Annotated in this window: 20 protein-coding genes; 14 read left to right on the top strand and 6 right to left on the bottom strand. The window is 51.9% G+C overall.

Annotated features, from left to right (window positions below; all coding sequences use genetic code 11):
* Positions 1 to 333: 333 nt before the first annotated feature.
* Together NLK60_RS17610 and NLK60_RS17605 are read left to right on the top strand one after the other, a co-directional pair.
* A complete protein-coding gene (locus NLK60_RS17610) occupies positions 334 to 3,159 on the top strand; it encodes a DEAD/DEAH box helicase (RefSeq protein ID WP_254810776.1) in 2,826 nt (941 codons plus the stop codon).
* Positions 3,160 to 3,556: 397 nt separating this feature from the next.
* Positions 3,557 to 3,934: a hypothetical protein gene (locus NLK60_RS17605; protein WP_254810775.1), complete on the top strand. Its 378-nt coding sequence runs from the start codon at positions 3,557 to 3,559 to the stop codon at positions 3,932 to 3,934.
* Between the two features lie 245 nt (positions 3,935 to 4,179).
* Here the strand turns inward: NLK60_RS17605 and NLK60_RS19725 are convergent, their stop codons facing one another.
* A complete protein-coding gene (locus NLK60_RS19725; protein WP_425499088.1) occupies positions 4,180 to 4,527 on the bottom strand; it encodes a hypothetical protein in 348 nt (115 codons plus the stop codon).
* Positions 4,524 to 5,405, bottom strand: a complete 882-nt coding sequence (locus NLK60_RS17600; RefSeq protein ID WP_425499089.1) for an AAA family ATPase — start codon at positions 5,403 to 5,405, stop codon at positions 4,524 to 4,526. The genes NLK60_RS19725 and NLK60_RS17600 overlap by 4 nt, the downstream gene beginning before the upstream one ends.
* A gap of 863 nt (positions 5,406 to 6,268) precedes the next feature.
* On the opposite strand from NLK60_RS17600, the gene NLK60_RS17595 reads away from it, so the two are divergent.
* The 7 genes from NLK60_RS17595 (at position 6,269) to NLK60_RS17565 (ending at position 12,606) form a co-directional block, all read left to right on the top strand.
* Positions 6,269 to 6,832, top strand: coding sequence for an SWIM zinc finger family protein (locus tag NLK60_RS17595; protein WP_254810774.1), 564 nt, complete (start codon positions 6,269 to 6,271; stop codon positions 6,830 to 6,832).
* 87 nt (positions 6,833 to 6,919) lie between these two features.
* Positions 6,920 to 7,861, top strand: coding sequence for a transcription initiation factor IIB (locus NLK60_RS17590; protein WP_254810773.1), 942 nt, complete (start codon positions 6,920 to 6,922; stop codon positions 7,859 to 7,861).
* 134 nt (positions 7,862 to 7,995) lie between these two features.
* Positions 7,996 to 8,850 (top strand): biosurfactant protein 1, encoded by an 855-nt coding sequence (locus tag NLK60_RS17585; protein ID WP_254810772.1) that lies wholly within the window; start codon positions 7,996 to 7,998, stop codon positions 8,848 to 8,850.
* A 1,134-nt stretch (positions 8,851 to 9,984) separates the two neighbouring features.
* Positions 9,985 to 10,818, top strand: a complete 834-nt coding sequence (locus NLK60_RS17580) for a restriction endonuclease (protein WP_254810771.1) — start codon at positions 9,985 to 9,987, stop codon at positions 10,816 to 10,818.
* Between the two features lie 15 nt (positions 10,819 to 10,833).
* Positions 10,834 to 11,013: a hypothetical protein gene (locus NLK60_RS17575; RefSeq protein ID WP_254810770.1), complete on the top strand. Its 180-nt coding sequence runs from the start codon at positions 10,834 to 10,836 to the stop codon at positions 11,011 to 11,013.
* A gap of 222 nt (positions 11,014 to 11,235) precedes the next feature.
* Positions 11,236 to 11,595, top strand: a complete 360-nt coding sequence (locus NLK60_RS17570; protein WP_254810769.1) for a beta clamp domain-containing protein — start codon at positions 11,236 to 11,238, stop codon at positions 11,593 to 11,595.
* A gap of 219 nt (positions 11,596 to 11,814) precedes the next feature.
* Complete coding sequence (locus NLK60_RS17565; RefSeq protein WP_254810768.1) at positions 11,815 to 12,606, top strand: hypothetical protein; 792 nt, start codon at positions 11,815 to 11,817, stop codon at positions 12,604 to 12,606.
* Here NLK60_RS17565 and NLK60_RS17560 read toward each other — a convergent pair.
* Together NLK60_RS17560 and NLK60_RS17555 are read right to left on the bottom strand one after the other, a co-directional pair.
* Positions 12,603 to 13,001, bottom strand: a complete 399-nt coding sequence (locus tag NLK60_RS17560) for a hypothetical protein (RefSeq protein ID WP_254810767.1) — start codon at positions 12,999 to 13,001, stop codon at positions 12,603 to 12,605. The genes NLK60_RS17565 and NLK60_RS17560 overlap by 4 nt on opposite strands.
* A gap of 144 nt (positions 13,002 to 13,145) precedes the next feature.
* The gene (locus NLK60_RS17555; protein WP_254810766.1) at positions 13,146 to 13,661 is read right to left on the bottom strand and encodes a hypothetical protein; all 516 of its coding nucleotides are present in this window, start codon (positions 13,659 to 13,661) and stop codon (positions 13,146 to 13,148) included.
* A gap of 201 nt (positions 13,662 to 13,862) precedes the next feature.
* Between NLK60_RS17555 and NLK60_RS17550 the strand changes: the two genes are divergently transcribed.
* From NLK60_RS17550 to NLK60_RS17535, 4 genes are all read left to right on the top strand, one after another.
* The gene (locus tag NLK60_RS17550) at positions 13,863 to 14,702 is read left to right on the top strand and encodes a hypothetical protein (RefSeq protein WP_254810765.1); all 840 of its coding nucleotides are present in this window, start codon (positions 13,863 to 13,865) and stop codon (positions 14,700 to 14,702) included.
* Positions 14,703 to 14,869: 167 nt separating this feature from the next.
* A complete protein-coding gene (locus NLK60_RS17545) occupies positions 14,870 to 15,148 on the top strand; it encodes a DUF4260 family protein (RefSeq protein ID WP_254810764.1) in 279 nt (92 codons plus the stop codon).
* Positions 15,149 to 15,538: 390 nt separating this feature from the next.
* The gene (locus NLK60_RS17540; RefSeq protein ID WP_254810763.1) at positions 15,539 to 15,739 is read left to right on the top strand and encodes a hypothetical protein; all 201 of its coding nucleotides are present in this window, start codon (positions 15,539 to 15,541) and stop codon (positions 15,737 to 15,739) included.
* Positions 15,736 to 16,047, top strand: coding sequence for a hypothetical protein (locus NLK60_RS17535; protein WP_254810762.1), 312 nt, complete (start codon positions 15,736 to 15,738; stop codon positions 16,045 to 16,047). Before NLK60_RS17540 ends, NLK60_RS17535 begins: the two co-directional genes overlap by 4 nt.
* Positions 16,048 to 16,139: 92 nt before the next feature.
* On the opposite strand, the gene NLK60_RS17530 is transcribed toward NLK60_RS17535, so the two are convergent.
* Complete coding sequence (locus NLK60_RS17530) at positions 16,140 to 16,943, bottom strand: DUF6036 family nucleotidyltransferase (RefSeq protein WP_254810761.1); 804 nt, start codon at positions 16,941 to 16,943, stop codon at positions 16,140 to 16,142.
* Positions 16,940 to 17,866: an ArsR family transcriptional regulator gene (locus NLK60_RS17525; protein ID WP_254810760.1), complete on the bottom strand. Its 927-nt coding sequence runs from the start codon at positions 17,864 to 17,866 to the stop codon at positions 16,940 to 16,942. The genes NLK60_RS17530 and NLK60_RS17525 overlap by 4 nt, the downstream gene beginning before the upstream one ends.
* Positions 17,867 to 18,013: 147 nt before the next feature.
* Here NLK60_RS17525 and NLK60_RS17520 point away from each other — a divergent pair, with 147 nt between their 5' ends.
* Positions 18,014 to 18,337 (top strand): DUF6788 family protein, encoded by a 324-nt coding sequence (locus tag NLK60_RS17520; protein WP_254810759.1) that lies wholly within the window; start codon positions 18,014 to 18,016, stop codon positions 18,335 to 18,337.
* The last annotated feature ends 341 nt before the right edge of the window (positions 18,338 to 18,678 follow it).

The raw sequence follows: 18,678 nt of genomic DNA, 5'->3' as shown, positions 1-18,678 counted from the left end.
ATAACGCGATTGAGGCGGTGCCGGCTAGCGATCCTACAGAGCAGTTTGAATACAACTACAACCCCAGTCAACCGAATCAAACGTTCAATGACCGAACACTAGCCGAAGAGGTACGGAACAGGATAGTGGCGCCCCGGCCTGAACTGATGAGTCGAACCTGTTGGCTGGTGTCGGTTTGACTCACCAGTCGACGCTGGGGACGGTAATAGTACCATTTAGGGCAATTGTTGAGTGAGTGATTTGTGAAATCGCTTGGTCACGTATGTACTAGTGTTCGAAGGGGGCTAAAGACACTGGGAAGATATATTATTAAAAAGCCGAAACATCGTTCTAATGCCAGATTCCACGGATGTGAGTTGGTTAGTTGAAGAGCATGAGTTCCCAACGCTCTACGTAACTCATCTACGAGAAGATCGTGGAATTACAGAACTCTGGACGCCCCAGATTGAAGCGATCAACGAGGGTCTTCTCGAGGGTGATAATTTTTTGATGACAGCAAAGCCAGGAACAGGAAAGACTCTCGCTGCCGAAATTTCGATAGTAAGGAATTACAGGTCAAATCCTGGAAGTTGTTGTCTTTTTCTCGTCCCATATCGTCCCCTTGTGGAAGAAAAAAGAGATGAGTTCAATCGAACTATTGGTGACACGTTCAGCCTGGATATCCAGAGCGCGTCCGGAGCTGAAGAATACGATCCGAGTGAACTATTCGAAGCCGATATCGTAGTAATGACCTTCGAAAAATTCGATTTCTATCTCCGGAATCACCCTGAATATCTATCAGAGATTTCTTGCGCTGTCTTTGACGAATTCCATACTCTGGGTGACGACACACGAGGACCTCGTCTTGAAGTCGTCTTGACCAAAATGCTGCGAAATCATCCTTCGATTCAGATCCTTGGTCTGAGTGCTACAGCACCGAATTGCGACGATCTTGCTGATTGGATTGATGGGGGGAATTGTGACTCAGGTGATTGGCGCATGATTCCATTATATGAAGGAATATATCTTGAGGAGACAGATCGCAGTGGGATCGAATTTTTTAGAGATGGTGAATCGATCGAGACCAACGGTTTTCCACGGCGATTTGAGGATCCAAAAAAGAACGCCATTGTCCATTATCTCTCAACTGCTGAACCGACAGAAGGCGGACGAGAGCGACGAATAATGGTTTTTGCCCCGAAGAGGGACCGAACGGAGGAAATCGCTGGAATGCTTGCTGACCATATTAGAGAGGATTGGTCTTCTACGGGTATCGAGATTGATGAAGTCGCTTCTGATGCACTCAGCGATAGAATCAATGAGGAAGCAACGTCTTCTGGCGAGTCCGTACAAAACCTTGTTGACTCCGCAAAGCACGGTGTTGTGTTTCACCACGCTGGCTTATCCCAAGATCTGAAGAATGTTGTTGAAGATGGGTTTGAGGAAGGTGCAGCTCGCGTCCTCGTGGCAACCAGTAGCCTTGCCGCCGGAATCAATCTTCCAGTCGACCGTGTATTTATTGACAAGCCTCGGGTCGGAGGATCGGGTGAGTACGGACGGGATCTGACTGTGGGCGAATATAAAAATCTCGCTGGCAGAGCAGGTAGACCCGGCTATACTGAGAAGGGCGAATCTGTGCTTTTTGCACAGAACTTCTTCGAGAAGGATGGTCTAAAAAACCAATACGTAGATGAAACTCCAGAAGACATTGAGTCGGAGATTGACGCAACTGATACAAACATTCTCTTAGATCTGATTCGGGAGTGCGAGAGTCCGGCAGGCATCTGTGATTTCCTTTCGGATTCGTTCTATGGATATCATGAGTTCGACCGAGACGCAACTGTTGACAATCTCGAGTCTGCTGTGGAGTCGCTCGCCGAGATAGGAATGGCTGAAGAAATTAAAGGCTCAGAAAGTGGGGAACAGTTCCAGTTAACACCTCTTGGAACATCGACCTCTAAGCGTCTCATTTCCCCAAATACTGTAGCTGCAGGCGTTGCATATCTCAGGACTCTAGACTCCTCAGATCAATTTGACCTCACCGCTTTCTTCACAGGGATTGCGATGACCTCTGAATTTGAAATGTGTCGGCTGTATCGATGGTCAAATCCTCCCGAGACTAGCCTCGAAGAAATCCGACAGAAATTGCCGTGGGACGCACCAAACGATAGCAATCTAAATCATGGTCTAGCAACTGGTGAAGTCCTTGCCGCGTGGACATCTGGTGAGGAAGTTTCAACCGCAATTGATAACTATCAAATTGTAGATAGCAGGACAGAAAGCGATGTTAGGGAGCGTCTCGCTCCGACTGCAGCCCGGGTTGTCAAAGATCTCGGACAGATTCTCAGCAACTCTGATAATGATTTAGATGAAGAATTCGGTGATTTACTCTCTAATCTGTATTACCGGACACGATATGGTGTAAATGATGATGGTGTTGGGTTTGTCAAAAGACGGATAGTCACTGATCGAGATAGGGTTATTGATTTTCAGACTCGGCTAGATATTCAACATCCACGTGAGATTGCGGAGGGAAACGTTTTCGAATTATTTGGAAATATGAGAAGTAGTGAAGCCTACACATTCACCCGACGAGCAATTAATGCGTACTGTGAAGGGGCTGAGAAAGAGAAAAAGCATCTTCTTCTTGACGCTCGTGATGCTGGCGTAGATAGGCAGGCCTACAAAGAACTATTATCTAGTTCCGAGAGTGAATTCGAGGAATATTGTCTCGAACGGCTTGAAGCAGTTGACGACTTCTACGTTGAACGGTTTGATGAGTCTGGTCATCAACGATTTGCCGAAGCTAAGATTCGGATCAAAGATGATTCTGGTAGATATATCGAGGAAGATGGAGACCCTGTTGAAATTGCGATAGAGTGCAAGTCTAAGCAGGATCTTGAGAATGACGTCGTTGGTGCTAATGATGCAACAGATATCGTTCGGAAGACATCGCTAACCCGGAAAGTAACGATCGGTGCTCCTGACTTCGGAGAGCACGCAGGATCAGATGCGGAATCACAAGGCGTCCTGTTGCTTCCCTCGGCGGCATTTGCGACTTTCGTTCTTGCCGCGGAAACCGGGAGAATTTCTCCAAGCGATTATCTACAACTTTTCGATGAGGTTGGGTATCAATCTCGCGATGATGTGAGAAAAACATTCAGTCTCGTTCGAGAGTAGAGAAATATTTAATTTCATCAGTTATAGCAACCAGTAGTGTTTCTGATAGCTACATTCAACCGAGTTCTCGTGATTATTCGACCGAGCTCGAACTTTTACCATTTCGCCTGGTCTACACCGCGGTGCGAAAGGCGTCGTTTAGAGAGTTATCACTGATTGTGGAAATCCACACTCGTGTTCACGTTGTATTTTTTGCGCCTGGACAGAGCGCAGGCGCGTCAGAGAATGGCCTGCGTGAAGACCCAATGAAACAGCAAACGATACCTATTTCCGAACAATGAAAGACGGCGTGTCTCAACCGGGCGTGTGAAAACCCAACGTCAACAGTGTACTGCTCGCCAGCATGCGCCATTTCGCACCAGGATCAGGTTAGACTCAAAATCACGGAGGCACAATCATGATTCTCGAGATCCAGCAGACTCGAGGACACCACGTTGTACTCGACGTCGACGAAGAGTTCTGCGAGACAGTTGTCTCGGCATGCGAGTTACGAGGCGAGTGGTTCGAAACACACGGTGACAAGGAGATCGGCAATCGATTCGATGCAATCGCGACGATCTGGATGGTCGGGCGGTGGCATGGGCGTGTCCATACTCGAGTTGCGTGGCTGGCACTCACTGCTGACGCCTGTGAGTGGTACGCCGAATCGCTGCAAAGAACTCGAGAGATAGAACTTGGTTGGCGGGCCAAAGACGCCTGCCGACAGCTCAAGAGTGTTCTCCGAGAGTATCGACGAATGAACGGCCGTAACTACGAACTCAGAACAAGAATGTAGTGCCACCGTCTCGGAGTGCTAACAGCGGAGATACTGGAAACAATGGTGTCCTGGTGATATCCGAGTTACCCCACATGGGATTAGTTATCGGATTTCGTGGGGTAACTCACACCAAGTGATCTTAATCGAGGCAATCTATGGACAACACAATGCCACCCCTCGTTTTCAGTGTATTCTGCATCAATTCCTTATCCAATTTTCAGCGCGGAAACGTCTGCTGACCAGCCCTTGTTTTCAGTATACCCTCAAAACGAGCGCTTGGAAAGCGACTCGAGAACGGTTTGTAGCTCATCGGATTCAAGACATGCACTCATCACGATATCAGGGTCATGTAGTAATCGATGGACTCGATAACTCCCTTCACCACGTCCAGCACCGGTGTGACGGCTTTCAGTAATCTCTGGAAGCGACCATTTTTTCAGGAGATCGAGAATTCGCTGGTGGCTCAACGACTCAGCAGCGACCTCAGTTGCGACGACACAGTACACGTCATAAATCTCGCCTGTAGAGAACGAATCCGTCAGTTTCGACTTCGTCAGATATGCAAGTGCAAACAGTGCGTACCGTGAATGTGGAGTCCCATTTCGAATCACTTGGATTGAACGGTTGATATCGCTATACTCGTCGGCAGTTCGAACGTGATCTTAAGTGACAGTCTCACTTCCATCGGTTCTGCAAGTTTTCCTGCTGTGCGAAGGATGTCTAATGCACGACGAGCGTCACCGTGATCTCTAGCGGCGAGTGCCGACGCTAGCGGGAGTACACCCTCTTTGAGGACGCCATCGCGAAAAGCGTCACTCCGTCGCTCGAGAATTGCTTCGAGTTGAGTAGCATCGTATGGTGGAAACACGATTGGATCATTTTGGAAGCTCGAGGCAACGCGTTCGTCGGGTGCATCTGTATAAGCTGTCTTGTTACTGATCGCGACGACAGAGATGTAGCACCCAGTCTTGCCAGCTTCTTCAGAGCGAGACAGTTTCGAGAGGATTTCGGCAGCGTCAGAACCGAGTTTATCAATCTCGTCGAGAATCACAACGAGTGAATCGGCATCGTTGAGGAGGCCGTCCCGATCCCAGAGTGCATCGTAATATCGACTCGCACCTACCCCCTCTTTTGGAATATAGGAGTCTGGATCGATCGCATCTCTAACCTCGAACGCCATCCGTCTTGCAGCTCGCGTCTCCGTATTGTACTGATCGCAATCGACGTACGCCGCAACGAGAGTGATATCGTGCATGTGAGCAATACCTCGAGCACGACCGGTCACGTGCTTCGCGACGAGTGATTTGCCAGTTCCAGTTTTACCGAAGAGAAACCCACTTTCGGGAGGATCACCGAAAGCTGCAGGTTTCAGAAGTGTTTCTACCGTCGCGATCTCACCGTCGCGACCAACTATTCGGTCTTTTTGTGGAACGTACTGAGGGCGTAGAAGTTCACGACGCAAGAAAATCGATGTGTCTTCAGTCGCCATCGGATCGTCTTGGAGATCCCCTATTGAGGGAGTCGGAATGGGATCGTTTGGCATCTAACAGAGAATCTCACTCATTACTGATAAAGACACCAACCCCATTTTCAGTGTATATTTCGATTTTGGCGGTTGGAGATGATTTTACAGGATTCACATTCTGACCAGGAAGGGCTCACCCACCCCTCATTTTCAGTGTATAGTCTAAAACAGCTGTACCACTGATTCAACTGGAAACCGATAGTCTTGAACATGTTATTATATTAGTTACTGTCTAGGTAAAGTAGTAGTAAGAGAAACAGAGATAGAAGCACCCTAAGTCAAAGAACCAATATTCCAGCATTGTTCTTTATATAGAGTAGTTTTTGGTAGTTCGGTACTCGAGAGCGTTTACACTGAAAGCGAGGGGTGCGGTTGTAGTTTCTTGCCTGCCAATTATCGCGAATGTCGTCCCCACGTCATCCCTAATCGTCGAAGAGAACACTAGATTTGGACCAGTGCAAATCGATAGGGCCCTGGCTAAGGTGAAACAATCAGATCACTATCATCAAATGAGGGCCCTCAACCAACGTGCTGGTATTACGTTCCACCAAAGTGTCTTGAAGACGGAGTAGTTCCGTTGAATGCTGCGCTGGGTCGATCAGAGGCTGACCCACACACCACCGATTCAAATGTTTTCGAACTGGTGTGACGGTGACTTTGAGTGTAGTTACCCCACGAGTCCAAATAGTCGAATTCGTGGGGTAAATCCTAACTCCCCCCAGAAAACCTTCGCTCTTTTCGAACCTGGACCTCGATAGCAGACGCTACAAGTCCTTTTTATGCGCCAACAGGCATGAGGCGCAACTCACTATGCCTCGAGATAACCGATGAGTACAGATCAACCACTCCAGAGCGAGCCGCATCGAGAGTACCAACCTAAGCAGAAGAAAACCAGTGATCGAGATCGCAGCTTTCCGGGTGACGTTGCCCGCCTTCACGGACACCAACTCGTGGCCATTGACGAGTGGCTTCCCGGCACCGAACCATCACCGTACGATATCGACCTCACCGACGGCTACGAATACCGCACACGTTACTGGCGCTGCAGGAAGTGCGGACAAGAGCGTAACCGCCGCAACGAATTCTCTACCCCCTGTGAGGAACCACAACCACCGACTGCACTCGAGGCAGGCGGCTACTCGATCGACGAGCCACGGACCCGTCGTGCACTCACCGAAGATATGGAGGTTCAATTCGTCCAGAGAGGGCCCGCTTACGATGTTCTCAGCGAGAGCGGAAGCACGTACGTAGTCAACGTCGAGAAAAAGACGTGCACCTGTCCTGATTTCGAACGGCGCCAGCCAGATGGTGGGTGCAAGCATCTTCGACGTGTCGACCTCGAGATCCGCACGGGACTCATCCCGACTCCAGACGGAACCTTCCTTCGGTGACTAAGACTACTGGAAGGTTCGCTCGAGATGGTTTATGACCCCGAAAGGGGTGACGGGGCAAACAGACAGTTGCCTCGTCGGAGCAAGATGGCTACAAACGAGATATTCAGCAGTCACTTCACTCGAGAGACAGAGCAAACAACGCGATCGACGACGGCGTGCCCTGAGTGCGGTGGAGACCTACTCCCAGCGAACCACGAAACACACTGTCGAGAGTGTGGCTTGATCGTCGACGAAGACCACCTCGATTACGGGCCGGAGTGGTTCAACTCACCCGAGAACTCGAGCCGGCGCCGAACAGGCACTCCGCTCACAGCAGGCCGACACGACCGTGGGCTGTCGACTGAGATCGGATGGAAGAAAGATGGGCAAGGGAACGCACTCCCTGGACGAAAACGTAGTCAACTCAACCGCCTTCGGCGGGAGCATCGCCGCAGCCAGTGGCGAACGAAGCGTGAACGAAATCTTGGATACAGTCTCGGCGAAGTCCGTCGGATCGTAAGTGCGCTCGAGTTACCGGACTCATTGTGCGAACAGGCGTGTATGCTCTTTCGGCGTGCCCAAGGAGAGGACCTCTGTCAGGGACGGTCACTCGAGGGGGTTGCAGCAGCGAGCGTCTACGCAGTGTGTCGGTGCAACGGACTCGGCCGGGCCCTTGAGGAGATCAGTCAGCTGGCGACGTGCTCGCGGTCAGCCCTCGAGTGTGCGTACTCGGCGATGAACACCGAACTCGAACTTCCTACACCGATTCCACGGCCACAGAATTTCCTCCCGCGACTCGCAGCCACACTCGAGGTTCCAGACGAGATTCGACACCGAGCACTCGAGTTAGCAACGCTCGCAGAAGATGCTGGGATCACAAGTGGACGTCGTCCTCGAAGCTTCGCTGCAACCTGTCTATACCGAGCCAGTCACGAGTTCGGCTACGGGCTCTCACAGCAAGCGGTTGCAGATAGTGCAAACACGTCGACAACGACGATTCGAACCCACCGTGACTGTTTGTGCGATGTCCTCGAGGAACAGAAGTAGTTACCCCACAAGGTTCAACTGGAAAATGTCGTGGGGTAACTCGTACTGAAAGCTGGACAATCACCTCAGAAATCCGTTGATCAGTCCCGGCCTCGAGTTTAAATAGGAGGACGCGGCCTACGAAGAGTACGACGATGGATCAAAGAGAACACGATCGCCATGAACTTCGGCCGCTTGGAGAGGCATTTCCCGGTGTAGATCCTGCTCTTGAGGAAAAACGAGACCGCAATCTCCGTACCAAGCAAGTAAGGTATGGAAGCAGAGAAATCGAAGAGCGCAAATCGGAGTCGCGCTGTCGCTCGTGTGATGCATCAATTCCATCAGACCGGACCAAATGCCAGTTCTGTCTGAGCAAGCATATTGAACCGGTCGATGAAGACGCGCCACGGTCTGCTGAGGTACTCTTGGGCATAGGTTTCATCATCACAAGTGCACGGACATACTACGAGGCTGTGGCGAAAGGAGCAGCCGCCTGCCGCAAACTCGTCACTGACGAGGGGCCAATCGATGGGTATCAGCTAGTGTACGACATCGACGATCCAGCACCACAGCTTGTCAAGCCCTGGCCCTCACTGCACTCGGCGGCTACACTCGATTCCGAACCCGGGCAACAGCTACTCGAGCGACTCGCCAACGTTAGCGACGAGGATTCCATCAGATGGTCAACTGCCCATGGCAAGCCACCAATGCTCTACGACGAGTGGGGGCAAGCGGTCGACGACCTCAAGGACGTGCTTGAACTCGAGGAGAAGGCTCGTCATTGGCTGGTACCGGCACTTGCACTTCATGAGCAACTGCAGTCACAAGACACTACGCAAGAAGAGCCGTGTATCCCAACCAAGAAACGACTCTTCTGCCAGCAATGCGACCAAGAGACGATTCATAGGTTCGACAGCCGTGATTCCGTACCAAATCCATCCAGACCCAGGACATCGATTTGGAACTGCAGTCGGTGTGAAACGCCGCGGTATGGCCCAGATCCAAAGTGAAGGCTTTATTGAAAACAATGGCTCTGTTGAAATCCTTCAGAGTTGACATTGATGAGAACTATTCTACCCACCGAATTCTGTGGGTTCGATGAGAAACCGGGTTATCAGAAAATCGCAAGATTGCAAGAGGGTTTCAACAAAGCCAAAACAATATATATTTGGAGAGATTTCCAGGGTCGTGCTGAACTCATAGCGCTAGTGCGCCACGAAATTCACGCGTTCATCCGTGTTCGACAGTCAGCATAGACAAGACGAGGTTCCCGGTTCATGGGCGCAGGATTTCGTTGTCTGCCACACATACATTCATCACTGTTGATGTAATACAAGGGATTATGCCCGCACCTCGTAGCACACCACGTGGGCCAGCCGACGCCACAGGAACCATAGTTGACCGCGCTTTCAAAGGAGTAGTAGCATCATCTATTCTCGTTCCAGTCCTACAGACCGTCCTGATAGAAACATACGCAGCCACACAAAACGTCCAGACTGTGAATAGTAACGCATTCGCACCCCAGATGGAGTTGATCCTTCAATCCGGTCTGTTCACGCTCGCTCTGTTACCTGTCGTGACCACGATCGCATCAATGGCTATCTCGTACACGCTCGCTCGAGGACCGGGCGTCGTCTTCTACGTTGTGGCGTCGTTCTTGCTCAGCGCGTGGATTTCTGGCATGATGATAGCGATGATTATCTTGGTGACGGCTATGCTGGTGTTCATGATTGTATTGGCCATAACGGGTTCTGGTGGTCGACGTCGTCGTCCACGTCGTAGGCTCCGGTGAGTCTGACGGAGATAACGATTTATCGACGCTAACCAGGGGTCTTCGTCGATAGAACCTAGTGAACCACGCTCCATCATCACCCTCCGTGCCAATCAGCTACACGAGACGGATAGAACCGTGTTCAAACCGGTATCGAATTAACTTGAATCCTTCACTCCAGATCATGGCATCTGGGTCGGTCGGTCATCCTAGTGCTGTACTAAGCCTCTGGTGTTTCACTCCGCTTGTGACACTTGAAATATGGATCGAGCGAGATGTGCAAGATACACAGCGCTAATTCAGCATCGTCAGTCCAGCATTATTGTAAATACCGCAGCTAAAGTACATTCAAGCTACAAAGAACCTACCAAGGATGAGAAAACGTCTCAAACCTAATAAACAAGATGAAAGTCTGACTGACAAGAAACAACGAATCATTGAAACCGCGACAGAGAATCCTGCCTGGACTTACAGCGAGATCGCCGATGAAACAGACTCATCAGAAGGTTATGTTGGAGAAGTTCACAGAGAATACATTGAGGAAACTATCGTACCACAGGATATGGATTGGAGTGATGTTGATGAGGAACTATATGAGAAAATTGTTGCTGGACTTGAAGCTAGAGAAGATGTAACCGATGTCGAGCACAAGTACGACTTGTCGTTGAGTCAGGGTGACTCAAAAGAAGTCGATGTTGCTGTCTGGACAGAGTCATCAAGAGATGAAATATTGACAATCATTGAGTGCAAGTTCCACGAAGATAGAATTGAGCAGGCTGTTGTCTCCGAGGTTATCCGGAACGTAGCTAATTCGGCAGCAAATATGGCCTATATCATATCTCGGAATGGATTTCAGGAAGGAGCAATCTCACAGGCGGAGGATGCTGGTATTGCGTTATACACGTTGAAAGAGCTGGAAGAGGACGATGCAGAAGGATATATTCAGAGAATTAATTTTGAGGTGACGGTACAACCACCTAACGTCGTTCTTCGAGATATGTCTGTCACTCCAACAATCGAAGAGGGATCCGAGAATCGTAGTGTATCAGTGTCGGCACAGGAAATGTTGAATAAACAGCTTTGGGATTCCGATTTGAATTTCCGTGGCCAAACACTCCGGGATTTTCTCCGAAAGAAATGTAATTGCCGGGATCCGGGTATCTATCGAGAGCACGTAGATGACATTTGGGTAAATATTAAAGGTTAATTTTATTCTATAGATATGGTACATTTTGAGTGGACTCCGGACAACGATACAGCCGGAACTTCCGGCAGCGTAGACATGTTCGAAGAGTACGACTTGGTCATGATTGAAGAACTTGCCAGTGGCGATGAAGACGATAGGGAGTTTTATTCTCTGGAAAATACCCTCACTGCCTTTGTAGAAAATGTATCTAACTAGACGATAGTAAAAGAATTCCATTTTAATCCTCATAAAACATAGAAATTGATAGGATTATCGAAATATCAGTACTGCATACATCTCTGGATGTTGCACGCTGTTTCTATCAACTTCTGAGGAGGTAAATCTCGTCCGTGCAAGATACAGGGCGCATATACAGCACGATACGCACCGGCGTGACCGGATTTGTAGCCCGTCACCGCCTCTTTGGGTTGATACCCAATGGAAGTAAAAACAATCGAACAACCACTGTTCAACGCAACGACTGTGGAGACCACGGACCTCAAACGCTTACTGAAACTGTACAAATCCGTTACCCCAAAGGCCCCGATGACAGTTTCGGAAAACGGGTTGCAGTTTCTTGCGGCAGACCCGTCGATGGTCGGTATGATCGACCTTCGATTGAAGACGGACCTGTTCGACGGGTACGAGTACCCGGAGGAACCAGTCACGTTCGGCGTGAACATTGAGAAGTTGGAGGAGTGCGTCCGGGAGGCCCGGAAGGGTGATACCGTGACGTCGTCCGCCGTCCGTGAACGATGCGAGGTACGAGAAGATCGTGCTGCGTGTTGCGGTGAGTAACGGAGTGACGTCCACGTTCTCCATGCCATCTACCGTCCCTGTCGAAGTGGACATTCCGAGCACGACCGGTCTTGAGTATGCGTGTTCGGCCACGCTCTAGGTGGATGCGTTCAGTGATGACCTCGGTCGGATGCAAGACTGCTTCAAGTTCGTGATGAAGGCCCGTTGACGGGGTGATTCTGCGAAACGAGTTTACCAGTTCCCCGTCGAGTATGCCACATGCCCGATGATATGAAGGACGCGCACATCCAGGACGTGGCCGACGTTCTCAGCGGTGAATACCGTCATGCAGAACTCACCGAGATTCTACGGCGCTTCGACGCTGAACATCTCCGGTTCGATGAGGATGAGGCTGTGGACGACATCACCCACGTTAGCCGATACAACCGAGTTTCTCACTGGCTTCGTGAATCGAACGGGACGCCGACTGGCCGGAAACTCCTCGCCCACCTCGTGGAGAACACCCAGTTGCGAGTGGACCAGCGGGAGGCACTGGAAGATGCACTGGCCGGCACACGGTTCGTTCTCTCTGAGACTGGTGACGGCCTTGAGTTGATGCTGCGGATCAGTGCCACCGCCGAAAAGGAGATGAAAAACCAGCGGGGTTACGTCGAGGAGCACGCCCCGGATGCTGTCCTGGAGAAGATCGAGGCAGCCGAGGACAGACTCACGAACGGCGACCCGGACAACGCACTGCAGGAGGCTCGCCGGGCACTGGAGACGTTAACCGAGGGAAGCTACAACGAGGCGCTTGACGAGTTGTACTCCGAGGGGTTGATCGAGAAATGGGATAGCAATGGGTCGCGTGAAACCCGTGACTGGCGGATGCTGTACACGCCGTACGGGTACTGTTCAACGATCGGGTCGCACACGTCGGGGAACGACTCGGACACCACCTTGCTCCAGGCTCAGACCGGTGTCATCCTCGCCGAGGAAGCGATACACTACGTACTGCGGATTATTGAGGAGGGCGAGGAACAGGGCATCCAGCTGGACCGGTGGGTCGTCTAATTCCCGTCGTCCTGCTGGTTCTCGCGGTGGGCTTGGAGGATATCCTTGAGCGTGACGTCGTCGTGCTTTTCGACGCGATCCTTGACCCTGATGAGAACCTCCCGAGGGATTTCCACACCCGCCTCGTTACCGGACGTCTCCCTGGTCAAGGCGCTTTTCACGGTCTCGGCGCTTCGGCTGATCTCTTCACCGACCTGATTTGCGGCCTGGGTGAACCGGTCCTGTGGCGTCCGCTCGGTCCGGAACATGAACGATCGGGCCATCTTCGCCCATTTCTCGCCGCGTTTCTCAGTCTTGTCCCAGTAGTAGTCGTCCGGGATGACCTCGTCGAGGAGGTCGGGGATGATTTCGTGCTCGTCGTAGTCGCGCGTGGGCCGGAACTGTCCTAATCCCATATTCGGTGTGTGGGGCGTGGGTATTAGTGGCAACGAAGCTAAGGGGGAATTCTAGCGCTAGAACGCCTAGGACGGCAGTAGGGACTAGAGCAAAGTATGATCATTCTCCTTGCTCAGTCTTCTAGAAGCACTGCATAGTCTGAATCATGAGAGGTACTCGAATATCTGGAGGAAGCGGAAGGCGAGGTCGTTAGTCTGTGCGTTCTTTGATGAAGCGAGTTCTCGGAGGCCCTGAATCCGCTCGGCATAGTCGTCATTCATCACCAGTTCCAGTTCGTAGCCGGTGTCGTCCTCAAACTCGTCGGCTAGTTCTGAGAGAGGAGTTACCAGTCCTTTCGGCGTGTTCAAACTCCAAAGCTGGAAGGTGTACGTACCGGCGGTGTCGTATTCGGTGGTCACCAGCTTCTCAGCCCGTTTGAATTTCCGCTCTAGGCGGTCACGGTTCTCCTGGTAGGAGCCGTAGCCCATTCCACCGAGGTGGGTCACGACCTCGCAGGCGTAGATTTCCTGCTCGCCATGTAAGTTGACGCCGACCACGTCGACTTCCGTCTGGATATCCTGTTCAAGAGACGTCTTCTGGTAGGTGACGAAATCACACTCCCCTAGGAACTTGTGATAGGCTCCAACCAGCATTTCCCCAGCCTTCGGCTGCGTTGACATGGCTAGGCGTTCTCTTGGCTCCGGAATAAAGCGTGCCGTCCACGGGGGTTACGGTCCGAACATCCGGAGCCAACGTTAATTCTGGATTCTTCGGCGCACGGCGAGGGTGCCCAGCCATGTGGTTGGTCAGATCCTCACGGCCCTGATACTGAGGCGGTTCAGGTAGTCAGCATTTTTCTCGGCGGGCTTTGAACAGCCAGTATGATCCCGCCTAATGAACTTGCTCTAAAGTTGACCGGGGAATGGGCTGAAGAGAGGCTGGAACCGGAGTCAGAAGTCACACCGAGAAATCCTCGCGCATACGCCCAGTTCAAGTCGGCGACAGTGTATTCTAAGGGTGACGTGGCGTCGGATGAGGAGGATGTTAAGATGCCGGGTGAGACGGAGATGACCGCCTTGGCAAGTTCGATGAAGCATAGTGCATTCAACGACGGCCGGTTCGTCACCAAGACCACTGTCCACCGCTTGTACCGAGAAATTACGGACCTCGTTGAGAGTTACGAGGATATCTCCCAGAACATGACGGCCCAGTTGATCATTAAGGAATACGATCTCGAACAAAAATGTGAAGAGTTCTCGATGGACGTGGAACCAGATCATCTGGAAGCATCGATCCGCGGGTTTTTCCAGAGAAGTGTGCCGCAGGCGTACGCCGAAGCCTACTTTGAGATTCAGCTCGCGAATCGGGTGCTGCCGTTCCTCACCTTGGCCCAGGTCGTGATTGAGGATTACTCAGTGAGTTTGCTCCACGACAAGGTCATTGACGAGGACTACCGGGGCTCGAATACGACGAAGAGAAAACTCGAGAGGAAACTGTCTCAGCCGGGGCGTGAGATGCTGCTTCAACGTACAGGGCTAATCTCGGGAGACCTCAGGAGCGATATGCAGGATGTCCGGCAAACACGGAACGACTTGGTCCACAATCTTCGTGAAACGGATTATTTCGAGGAAGTGATCGAGGGGGCTGAGGCGGTTGAAACATGTGCAGAGGTTATCGAGAAGTTCGAGGAGCGGTACGACGAAGGTAGTTTCTCCTGGTGAGACGCGATCAGTGATTCCGACGTGTCGGATACGTATTTAATGATTAGATTACCGTACTCCGATATGTCGGAGGAAGCTTTCAGGGTGGTCGACCGGGCCGACGTTCCGGTGACCACCCAGGATGTCGCCAAGGAGCTGTGCGTCGACTGGCACACCGCCGAGACTGATTGAAAAAGACCGGATCAAGCGGACAACGGTCTCCGGCTGGCACTTACACACTGCTGCTTGCTCTCGGTAGCCTCAGCTTCTGGGCTGACATCCGAAGGGCTCTCTTTATCGCTCTGATTTGGGCTGGACATATCGGAGCTGACCGTCACATGGGGTATGGTCTAAAATCCGAACCCGGATTCAAGAACACACATTTCAGTACCCAGCCTGCTCCGGTGGAAGCCTTCACCAAATCCGATAATGATCGATCTGCTCTGCTGACTCGATGGAAATTCTAAGGATCCCAGCAGAGCCAGCGTGAAGTATGTTCAAATCAGACTCGACGATCCAGAGATTTACAGTGAGTTGTGACTTTCTAAGGTCAACAAACTCGTTCTCGTTGGTTTATCTACCCCTGGAGGACTGCGGGGCTCACGAGAGTTCTCGCGGTGAATTATGGAAATAATTAAAAAAAACAATAGCGTTGGAAAACGCTGAGGATCTCCTTTATCGAGGTGCCGCCAGATGAACAGAGGTGATGAGTGTCGAGTACCGACCTGCTCAGCACCTGCTCGTAGTCAATCGGGATACGCCGGCCGCTTCTGTTCGAACAGGTGCGAGTTTCGGTACGACCACCTCCGAGCAGACGCTCGAGACGCCGCATACGCTGAACAGGAGGAAGGTCACTAATGCTCGAGCAACGCGATCACCGCGGTAAGCGGTTCACGATTGGTCACGAAGATGCTACCGACGAGATAGCCATCGAACGTTGTCGGCGAGCAGAGGCACTCGAACGACAGGCCCAGCACGAACTCTGTGAACTCGAGCGTGCAAAAGCAGTTGCCGATCCCGCTGGGAAACACCCCGATGCTGAGGTACTCGAGCGATGACACCGAACGAACGATATCAAGATCCACACGATATCCCTGGATTCGATAGAGCACTTGGCATCGATGACCCAGTTCCTGACGCTGAGTATGGGGATCAAGGATACCATCCAGAACAAAATATCACAGATGCTGACCGGGGTCCCGTCGACAACCTTCACGAAGCGCTCCTCGATGTTCGGAATGATCTCCAACAACTCGATGAACACCTACCAGAGCCGCTGTCGCTTACAGATTCGATCAGGAAAGTAAATGCTACTGCAGAGGCTTACGCACGGCTTGGATCCGACTATCACGATGATCTTAGTTGATCCGTAGGTGTTGTTCGATCCCCTAAGAGAGATGTGGGGCGAGACAGCACGAGCATCGCCTCGTGGGGTGGTTGAACGATGGTTATTTAGTGCTATTCCGTCGGACGGACCGTTTCGTCATCATGTACGATCCGATCGAACTCCGCAAGATATGCAACCCGGTCTTGGACCTCAGCGACGTCTAGGTCCAGATCGGCAGCTAGTTCGTCGACGGTCATTGGAACGTCAAGCGCCTGGAGCACTTCGAGCCCACGGTAGTACCGCGTCGTCAGCTCCTGGACGCGGTCCTCGATTGGCGTGGTCACTCCGTACTGCTCCTCGAGGTCAACCAAGGCCTCGTTCACGAAGGTGGCAAACTGGTCGTCGCCGAGCCGGTCGATCTGTGCCTCGAGTTCCCCTCGGACGACGTCGTAGTCGAGACCAGTCTGTACGAGCATATTCATGTCTTCGATGTCGTCATCTCGCCCTGCGACTGACTTGAACAGAAAGATATCCTCGTTGCTGACCAGACGGACGGTTAGTTGATCCGTCGCGAGGAACGATTCGCTGCGTTCCCGCATCCCCTCAGTCAGTACGAGTTTGTTCGCGACTTGCTGGTTGAAGATGTCAAGCCGACACCTGTCAGCGTTCTCGACGCAGCTGGTCGCCCCCAGCGCCCGGTAATCGGCGTCCAGCGATTGTACCTCCGTATACCCGAGGTCCATCAGGACAGCCCACAGCAGGCCGTACACGTCACTGTCAGCGACGACCAGATCGATATCCTTTGTCGCGCCCTTGAGATCGCGCAGCGACATCGCGCCACCACCAATCAGATAGACCGTGAGCGGGTCAGATATTCCATCTGCGATTCGTTGGAACTCGTTCTCGATGTACTCACGTCCGAACGTTGGTCTCATTGGAGTGGGTCCACCCCGTAGTCAGCAGCTAGCTTCTGGAACTCGTCCCACTCGGGGAGGCGGTCACTGTCGACTGCTCCCTGCGTTTCGAGATATCGGAGCAGGGTGTCGATTTCGTCTTCGAGGCCATATTTCGCGGCTTGCTCTCGGAGGTCGCTCTCGTCGATGTCGACGTGGCTGAGCAACAGGAGACAGTACGAGTGGTGACGGGACCCATCGTCAATCAGCAATGAGTGACAGCAGAGCTCCACCGGCGAGACTTCCTCTAGGTCCTCTGAGTAGAGGTAGTATCGATGGCGGGTCAGCAGAAACTGGAGATCGAAGGCCGCGAACCGCGCAAGCCCAGTCTCGTGGAATTTCTCTGCCTCGATCTCTGTCTCGGTCTGGGAAAGAAATTCGTCGTAGTCCCTCCAGAGAATCGTCCCGTTCGGCGCAACCGATTCGAGACGCTGTCGATGGAGATGGTGCACAAGTTCGCGGGCAAACTTGTGCAGCCGGTCGAAATCACCGTTGAACTGGTAGCGGCTGTCATCAGTGCCGACGAGGCCACGGTCTCGCAGCCGTTTGAGAATCCGGTTAACGGTGTTGCGATAGTTGCCGCTCCGTTCGGCGACGTCAGCAACGGTCCGTGGCTGGTCGAGGTAATACAGTACCTCGAGGGCTTTGCCCGTCAGTAACTCGGGAAAGTCGATGTGAGAGTACTGGCGGACGAGATCCTGGAATATTTCAACAGCCCGGGAATCCGAGGGTGTGACGCATTTACGGCGGCCGTCACGTTCCGTGTAGACCAGCCTTTTTTCGACGAGATCTCCGACAGCACGGGAGAGGTAACTCTCGCTGTGGTCGAGCTTCATCGCGAGCTCCGAGATCGTATCGCCGCGTTCGACAGTAGCGAGGATCTCGAGTTCGATTCGTCGCAGCACGTTGTAACACAGTACGAATCTTATATTTAAACAAGTTTCGAGTAGTGTTACACCAGAGAGAGGATTGAAGGAGAACGGTCAAACACAGTCTTAACCAACAATACTATGTCAACAACGTTTTTGTTGGTTAACACGGATTGAGTTACCATGTCCTACGAGCCACCGACACCCCCGCAGGAACTTCCCGTCGACGTCGTCGACACACTTGACGACTACTCGCCTGAACTCCTTCGGCACGTCGCCAGGTACACTATGGATCTCGCGGAATACCGCGAGCGAAAGGCACGACTAGCGGAAAACGAAGGGAACAACCAGATCGAGGAGCAACCAGAGGACCTTCCAGATGACGTCCCGTCGAAGGCCACGATCACAGTGAAGGAGATTAACGACAACCGCTACTACTATTGGCAGTGGCGGGATGGAGAAAAGATACGCTCAAAATACAAAGGCCCAGTTGATCCGGAGAAATAGTCCTCGTTGAGGTCGGTTGGTCGGGGAGACATCGATTTACTGGAAACAGCGGTGTGGGAGTTGGGAATACTGATTTCAGTTGTTCGTCGATCTCGGTTAGAACGGCGTTCTACTCACGAAGCGTAATTAACCAACATAAGGCGGAAGCCCGTTCAGCTGTTGGTTAATCTGTGGAGATCGACTGACGAGAGTTAGACACCACCATTTCCACTAATACGCTCACACAATGAAGCGATGATCGTATCTCATCCACTCTCCCCCCATTGTTTCCAGTAAAGCTAGTAGCAAAGGTCTCCTGAGCTGTGGCATTATTTTGTTTCACTGAAATTAAACCCAACAAC

This window comes from Natronosalvus amylolyticus, assembly GCF_024298845.1.
In the GTDB taxonomy this organism is placed as follows: domain Archaea; phylum Halobacteriota; class Halobacteria; order Halobacteriales; family Natrialbaceae; genus Natronosalvus; species Natronosalvus amylolyticus.
The sequence above is the reverse complement of the archived record's forward strand: the minus strand, read 5'-3'. Positions and strand labels throughout refer to the sequence as shown.

Coding starts and splice junctions, on each gene's coding strand:
- NLK60_RS17520 (WP_254810759.1), top strand. CDS start 18,014: ATGTCCTACGAGCCACCGACACCCCCGCAGGAACTTCCCGTCGACGTC.
- NLK60_RS17590 (WP_254810773.1), top strand. CDS start 6,920: ATGGCTACAAACGAGATATTCAGCAGTCACTTCACTCGAGAGACAGAG.
- NLK60_RS17585 (WP_254810772.1), top strand. CDS start 7,996: ATGGATCAAAGAGAACACGATCGCCATGAACTTCGGCCGCTTGGAGAG.
- NLK60_RS17570 (WP_254810769.1), top strand. CDS start 11,236: ATGGAAGTAAAAACAATCGAACAACCACTGTTCAACGCAACGACTGTG.
- NLK60_RS17580 (WP_254810771.1), top strand. CDS start 9,985: ATGAGAAAACGTCTCAAACCTAATAAACAAGATGAAAGTCTGACTGAC.
- NLK60_RS17575 (WP_254810770.1), top strand. CDS start 10,834: ATGGTACATTTTGAGTGGACTCCGGACAACGATACAGCCGGAACTTCC.
- NLK60_RS17560 (WP_254810767.1), bottom strand. CDS start 13,001: ATGGGATTAGGACAGTTCCGGCCCACGCGCGACTACGACGAGCACGAA.
- NLK60_RS17605 (WP_254810775.1), top strand. CDS start 3,557: ATGATTCTCGAGATCCAGCAGACTCGAGGACACCACGTTGTACTCGAC.
- NLK60_RS17610 (WP_254810776.1), top strand. CDS start 334: ATGCCAGATTCCACGGATGTGAGTTGGTTAGTTGAAGAGCATGAGTTC.
- NLK60_RS17550 (WP_254810765.1), top strand. CDS start 13,863: ATGATCCCGCCTAATGAACTTGCTCTAAAGTTGACCGGGGAATGGGCT.
- NLK60_RS17595 (WP_254810774.1), top strand. CDS start 6,269: ATGAGTACAGATCAACCACTCCAGAGCGAGCCGCATCGAGAGTACCAA.
- NLK60_RS17540 (WP_254810763.1), top strand. CDS start 15,539: ATGCTCGAGCAACGCGATCACCGCGGTAAGCGGTTCACGATTGGTCAC.
- NLK60_RS17600 (WP_425499089.1), bottom strand. CDS start 5,405: ATGGCGACTGAAGACACATCGATTTTCTTGCGTCGTGAACTTCTACGC.
- NLK60_RS17535 (WP_254810762.1), top strand. CDS start 15,736: ATGACACCGAACGAACGATATCAAGATCCACACGATATCCCTGGATTC.
- NLK60_RS17565 (WP_254810768.1), top strand. CDS start 11,815: ATGCCCGATGATATGAAGGACGCGCACATCCAGGACGTGGCCGACGTT.
- NLK60_RS17555 (WP_254810766.1), bottom strand. CDS start 13,661: ATGTCAACGCAGCCGAAGGCTGGGGAAATGCTGGTTGGAGCCTATCAC.
- NLK60_RS17530 (WP_254810761.1), bottom strand. CDS start 16,943: ATGAGACCAACGTTCGGACGTGAGTACATCGAGAACGAGTTCCAACGA.